The sequence below is a fragment of the Halolamina salina genome (assembly GCF_042678005.1).
Classification (GTDB): Archaea; Halobacteriota; Halobacteria; order Halobacteriales; family Haloferacaceae; genus Halolamina; species Halolamina salina.
This window is the reverse complement of sequence record NZ_JBHUDH010000156.1, coordinates 1-1306: the sequence shown is the minus strand read 5'-3', so window position 1 is coordinate 1306 and position 1306 is coordinate 1. Positions and strand designations below refer to the sequence as shown.

2 protein-coding genes are annotated in these 1306 nt (G+C 65.5%); one reads left to right on the top strand and one right to left on the bottom strand.

The window, feature by feature from the left end:
- A partial coding sequence (locus tag ACFR9S_RS12940; RefSeq protein ID WP_379818832.1) for a hypothetical protein occupies positions 1-207 on the bottom strand: 207 nt, incomplete at its 3' end.
- A gap of 117 nt (positions 208-324) precedes the next feature.
- Between ACFR9S_RS12940 and tbsP the strand changes: the two genes are divergently transcribed.
- The gene (gene tbsP / locus ACFR9S_RS12935) at positions 325-1146 is read left to right on the top strand and encodes a transcriptional regulator TbsP (protein WP_379732402.1); all 822 of its coding nucleotides are present in this window, start codon (positions 325-327) and stop codon (positions 1144-1146) included.
- Positions 1147-1306 lie beyond the last annotated feature (160 nt).

Genomic DNA, 1306 nt, shown 5'->3' with positions numbered 1-1306 from the left:
CGTCGTGCTGGCCGCCCAGCTATCGAACCTCCCGACGTGGTTCGTCGGCCTCGTCGCCGCCGGCGGGATCGCCGCCGCGATCGCGACGACGAGCCGCGGGTGGCGCGCGACGAACTCGCCGATCCGGACACCGATGCTGGGTACTGTAACGTTTCGTGCCATGAAATACCATACCTTGCCGACCGTGAAAAGAGTTACCTTCTTCACACGACTCCGTCAGGTTGTTTTCCCATCTAATCGAGTTCAGAATTTCCGGTAGAAGCCCTGAGACGGCGATATACCCGTTAATATTAAATACCGAGTGCCGCATATACTCTCGTAGGAATGAGTTCGAATTTACTCGGCGAAGAAATAGAGGATATCCTCCGGAAGAGCATCGAAGACGCCGAAGACGAGGTCCTGTTCGTGGGACCCTCCGCGGCGGCGGTGGAGGCGCTGATCGAGCTCGGCACCGAGTTCGACGGCGAGTTCCCGACGGTGAAGCTGCTGGCCGACGAGCGCATGCTGAAGGACGTGATGGACGACTTCCTCGTCGCCAGCAACGCCGCCGATCTGGTCGAGGCCGGGAGCCTCGAACTCCGGACGCTCGCCGACGGCGTCGACAACGCCCTGCTCGTAACCGAGGAGCGAACCATCGCGGTCGTCACTGCGGGCGACGCCGTCGCCGGGCTCTCGACCGACGACGAGTCGTTCGTCGGGCAGGCCTACGAGGACTACAGCGCACGCTTCGAGGCGGCCGAGGCGTTCAACCTCCGGACGCCCGCCATCTCGCGGGTCCGTGAGACGATGGCCGACGACATCGGGGACCAGTCCCGCACCGACTTCGACGCGGTGCTCGACTCGCTGGAGACCGCCCGCGGCGACGGCGACGGGCTCGACGAGGTGACCATCTCGCTGCTGGTCGCCGCGAAGAACGACGTGCTGCTGTACGACATCAGCAAGTGGGGCGAGGACGTGGGGATCGCCTCGAAGGCAACCTTCTCCCGGACCAAGACCCGCCTCGAGGAGCTTGGCCTGATCGATACCGAGAAAGTCCCGATCGACGTGGGCCGCCCCCGACTGCGGCTCAAACTGGGCGACGAGCGGCTCCACGACGCCGACGCCGCGGAACTCGCCAGCGTCGCACAGTCGATGCTCGCCAGCTAAGCCGGCACCCGTTCCTTTTTGCGATCGGCGCCCCCTCCCCGGGACATGGATATCGGAATCGTCGGGAGCGGCCCCGCCGCCGACGCGATCGAGGCGGCCATGGGCGATCTCGACGCGCGCGTCGTCGAGGCCGGGAGCGACGAGTTCGCCGACGTGGGGC

What these genes read in the sequence shown, in the direction of transcription:
- tbsP (WP_379732402.1), top strand. Translation starts at nt 325, where the DNA reads ATGAGTTCGAATTTACTCGGCGAAGAAATAGAGGATATCCTCCGGAAG.